The sequence below is a fragment of the Roseinatronobacter alkalisoli genome, assembly GCF_028745735.1.
In the GTDB taxonomy this organism is placed as follows: Bacteria; Pseudomonadota; Alphaproteobacteria; order Rhodobacterales; family Rhodobacteraceae; genus Roseinatronobacter; species Roseinatronobacter alkalisoli.
In genome coordinates, this window is sequence record NZ_JAQZSM010000081.1 from 1 (window position 1) to 4,164 (window position 4,164).

At 58.7% G+C, this 4,164-nt stretch carries 4 protein-coding genes; 2 read left to right on the plus strand and 2 right to left on the minus strand.

Annotation, left to right across the window (positions count from 1 at the left end; all coding sequences use genetic code 11):
- Nucleotides 1–169 precede the first annotated feature (169 nt).
- Nucleotides 170–274, plus strand: coding sequence for a hypothetical protein (locus PUT78_RS23960; protein WP_420793560.1), 105 nt, complete (start codon nt 170–172; stop codon nt 272–274).
- A gap of 81 nt (nt 275–355) precedes the next feature.
- Here the strand turns inward: PUT78_RS23960 and PUT78_RS23100 are convergent, their stop codons facing one another.
- Both PUT78_RS23100 and PUT78_RS23105 read right to left on the minus strand, forming a co-directional pair.
- Entirely contained in the window at nt 356–2,674 is a 2,319-nt protein-coding gene (locus PUT78_RS23100) for an excinuclease ABC subunit UvrA (RefSeq protein ID WP_274354574.1), read from the minus strand.
- The gene (locus PUT78_RS23105; protein WP_274354575.1) at nt 2,671–3,423 is read right to left on the minus strand and encodes an SDR family oxidoreductase; all 753 of its coding nucleotides are present in this window, start codon (nt 3,421–3,423) and stop codon (nt 2,671–2,673) included. Before PUT78_RS23105 ends, PUT78_RS23100 begins: the two co-directional genes overlap by 4 nt.
- An 81-nt stretch (nt 3,424–3,504) precedes the next feature.
- On the opposite strand from PUT78_RS23105, the gene PUT78_RS23110 reads away from it, so the two are divergent.
- A complete protein-coding gene (locus tag PUT78_RS23110) occupies nt 3,505–4,158 on the plus strand; it encodes a helix-turn-helix transcriptional regulator (protein WP_274354576.1) in 654 nt (217 codons plus the stop codon).
- Nucleotides 4,159–4,164 lie beyond the last annotated feature (6 nt).

Below are 4,164 nucleotides of genomic sequence, written 5' to 3' on the forward strand. Positions count from 1 at the left end.
CTATTCTGCCTGTGACAGAAACGGTTGAGTTTTGACCAGCGTACGACTGACAGTGGACCTTCACCGGCAGGTGACCGAGCTTGCCAGTTGGTTTCGTGACCGGATGTCAGATTCTGAATAAGGCCAAGATCAACTATCGCAGCCATGCCCGGAAGAGTCGCTCAAGGTCCTGTTCGTCGGGGACACGACGCGCGCCGACATCAAGGGGCCGCGTGCGGCCGGGATGAAAGCTGTGCATGTGGGCGAGCTGGTCGCGGCATTATTGCCTGCCTGATCTTCATCTTCCCGGAAATATCTGCGGGGGAATGCCCGCAAGGGCAGGGGGCAGACAGCCTCGAAATGGCGGATCTCTGTTTCACCGGCCAAGTATTGCGGATTTCGTCCACACGGCTTTTCTCAGATATTGACCCGTGAGTGATTTTTCTGCGTCCACCAAATTCGATGGTAGCCCATTAAAGACGACCTTGCCGCCATTTCGCCCGGCTTCCGGTCCAAGGTCGATGACCCAATCCGCCTGTGCAACGACTGCGAGATTGTGTTCGATGACGATCACGGTGCTACCTTGATCCACCAGCCGGTCGAGAATAGCGATCAGGCGGTCTGTGTCCTGAGGGTGCAGACCTGTCGTCGGTTCATCGAGAACGTATATCTGCGCGGGATCATAGAGTTTGGTCGCAAGTTTCAGCCGCTGTAGCTCACCCCCCGACAGGCTCGAAAGGGTTTGGCCGAGACCCAGATAGCTAAGGCCGACATCAACGAGCGCGCCAAGACCAGCGGAGACTTTCGACTGGTCGAAGAAAGTTGCCGCGTCAATGATCGACATGTCGAGGACATCACCTATCGACTTGCCCTCTACCGTCTTTTTCAGAACGTCCTGCCTGAAACGCTGACCTTCACAGGTTACGCAAACAGTCTTGATCGGGTCGAGAAACGCCAGATCAGTGTAGGTGATGCCAAGACCATTGCAGTCTGGGCACGCCCCTTTGGAGTTGAAGCTGAACAGCGACGGGCTGGATTTCGTTGCCTTGGCGAAGATGTCGCGAATGGGGTCCATGATGTTGGAATAGGTTGCAGGCGTTGCGCGTGACGAAATCCCTATTGCGCTCTGGTCGATCACGACCGCCTCGGGGTGGCAGTCCATGAACGCGCCTGTAATCAGTGAGCTTTTTCCAGAACCGGCGACTCCCGTCACGACCGTCAGAACCTGCTCCGGAATATCAACATCGACGTTCTTAAGGTTGTTTCGCGTGACATTCCGCAAAGGCAGAAAGCCTTTCGGAGTCCTGACCTTCGACTTCAACGCCAGTCCCACACGCATGGCTTTGCCGGTCGGAGTATCTGCATGGCGCAGCCCATCGACCGAGCCAGCATAAATCACCTCACCCCCTTTTTGACCCGCGCCTGGTCCGATGTCGATGACGTGATCCGCGTTGCCGATCATGTCCGGATCATGCTCGATCACCAGGACCGTGTTGCCCTTGTTGCGCAGGTGAACGAGCATGTCGGTCAACCGCTCGACGTCCCGGACATGCAGACCGATACTGGGTTCATCAAGGACGTATATGACCTCGATCAGGCTGGAATTGAGATGTCGCAGCATCTTGATGCGCTGCGACTCCCCGCCGGACAATGTCGATGTCTCGCGCGCCAATGTAAGATAGCCGAGTCCCATATCCACGAACTGCTGTAAACGCGGAATGATCTCACCCGTGAGACCGACACCCACCTCGCCAGAAATCCGACCGATTTCGGCAATCAAATCGGCACATTCCATCTGTGCCATGTCCGCGATGTTCAGGCCGTTGATGCGGCTGGCGAGAGCCTTCTGGTTCAGCCGTGCCCCGTGGCAGGTTGAACAGGTCCGGGAGACGATGAAGGCCTCTGCTGCGGCGCGGTTTGCAGGCGAAAGCTCCGATGTGTCGCGCTGGACGTAGAGGCGCTTGAACTTGTCGATGACGCCTTCGTAGTTGGTGTTGTGTGCGCTTGCTCCGCTACCGATACGCACCTTGTGATCGGAGCCGTAAAGAAGCTCCTGCCACTCATCCTTTGAATAGTCGCGCAATTTCTTGTCGTTATCGAAGCGCCCGGACTGCGTGTAGACCTTGATATACCAGCCGTCTGCGCCGAAGGGTCCATGCCGGAACGGCCCTTCGTTCAGGGATTTGTCCATGTCGAAGAACTGCTTCCTGTCGAGCAGCTTCCGCCTGCCGATACCTTCGCAATCGGGGCACATGCCCTCTGGATCGTTGAAGGAGAAAGCGTTCGAGTAACCGGCGAATGGCTTGCCCAAGCGCGAAAACAGGAGGCGCATCAGCGCATAGACATCGGAATAGGTGCCGACTGTCGATCGTGCGTTTCCGCCGATGCGTTTCTGCGAAATCATCACCGGAGTCGAGATGTTGGCGATTAGATCGACATCCGGGCGTCCGAAGCGCGGGAGCCGGTTGCGCTGAAACATCGTGAACGTGTCGTTTAGCTGACGCTGCGCCTCCGCTCCGATGGTATCGAAGACGAGGGAGGTCTTGCCTGAGCCGGATACGCCGGTGAAGGCGACGATTTTGCCGCGAGGGATATCGACATCGATATTCTTGAGATTGTTCTCGCGGGCACCGCGAATGACGATGCAGTTGTGAGGTTCCCGATCGTTCGGGCCTTTTGAAGAACCGGTGCTCAAGTGAGGCCACCATCAGCAACGATGTTCTGACCCGTGACCCATCCGGAATCAGACCCCGCCAAGAAGCTGACGACGCGGGCGATGTCCTCGGGTTTCCCGATGCGCCCGAGCGCGGTCATGGCCCCGACACCATCGAGGTCGGCGACGGAGGCCTGATTGCGTAGCAGGTCGGTATCGGTGGGTCCCGGCGAAACCGAGTTGACCGTGATTCCCCGCGCGCCCAATTCCCGCGATGCGACGCGGCAGAACTGCTCCACCGCTGCCTTGCTGGCCGCATAGATCGCCTCGCCGAAAGAAGGCCAGGCCGTGCCGATGGTAGAGACGCAGACCATACGGCCGCCGTCCCGCATGTGGCGTGCCCCCTGCTGCATGGTGAAGAAGGTGCCACGCGCGTTGATGGACATCACGCGATCGAAGAAATCCGGACCGATACTATCGATGGGAGCATGTTCGATAACACCTGCCGAACAGACCAGGACATTGAGGAAGCCGTGGTCCTTACCGCCGCCCCAGGCCCCGACGTTATCAAACATATCCGGCGTTTTCCCGATATCCGCGATGTCGGCGCAGATTGCCTTGGCATTGTGCCCTCGCGCCTCCAGTTCCGCGACGAGATCGGCCGCCGCAGTCTCGTTTTCGCGGTAGGTGAATGCGACGGAGAACCCGTCTTTGGCCAACCTCTCGACGATGGCGCGTCCGATGCCGCGCCCACCCCCGGTGACGAGCGCGATCCGCTTCTGATCCGACATGGCAATCTCCTTCCGACAACGACTCAGGCCCGTTGACACTATACCCGCCCCCCTGACAGCATAGTGTCAGGGGAAAACACCATGCGTCGTGCAGAACGTCTGTTCAGGATTGTCGGCTTGTTCCGCGACAAGCGGGTGCGCACCGCGTCGGAACTCGCCGCGGCACTCGAAGTGTGCGAGCGGACGATTTACCGCGATATCGCCCATTTGCAGGCGTCCGGCGTGAACATCGAGGGCATCGGGGGCATGGGTTATGTCGCCGACGAGCGTCTTGATCTGCCGCCATTGAACTTCAACACGGCAGAACTGGAGGCCTTGGCGCTCGGGCTGAGCTTTGTCACATCGGCAGGAGACAGCCACCTTGTGGCTGCTGCGGCATCGGCCCGTTCCAAGATCGACAGCACCGCGCCAGCCGCTGCAAGAGATTTCATGGACCGGAACGCCCCGATCTCCTCGCGTCGTGTCTCTGGTCGGGCACCTGAGTTTGCCGCCAAGGTTCGCAGGGCGATTCAGGAACAAAGGGTTCTGGTGTTCGCCTACCGGAACCAGTCCGGTGCGACAACCTCCCGGCGGTTGCGGCCAATGACGCTGACTGCGTTCACAGACTGTTGGGTTGTCAGCGGTTGGTGCGAAGCGAGGCGCGCGTTGCGCAATTTTCGGCTCGACCGGATGAGCGAAGTGGAACTTTTGGAAGTGCGCTTCGTGCAAGACGCTGAATTGCCAAACTTCGCCTAAAACGGT

Coding starts and splice junctions, on each gene's coding strand:
- PUT78_RS23110 (WP_274354576.1), top strand. CDS start 3,505: ATGCGTCGTGCAGAACGTCTGTTCAGGATTGTCGGCTTGTTCCGCGAC.
- PUT78_RS23105 (WP_274354575.1), bottom strand. CDS start 3,423: ATGTCGGATCAGAAGCGGATCGCGCTCGTCACCGGGGGTGGGCGCGGC.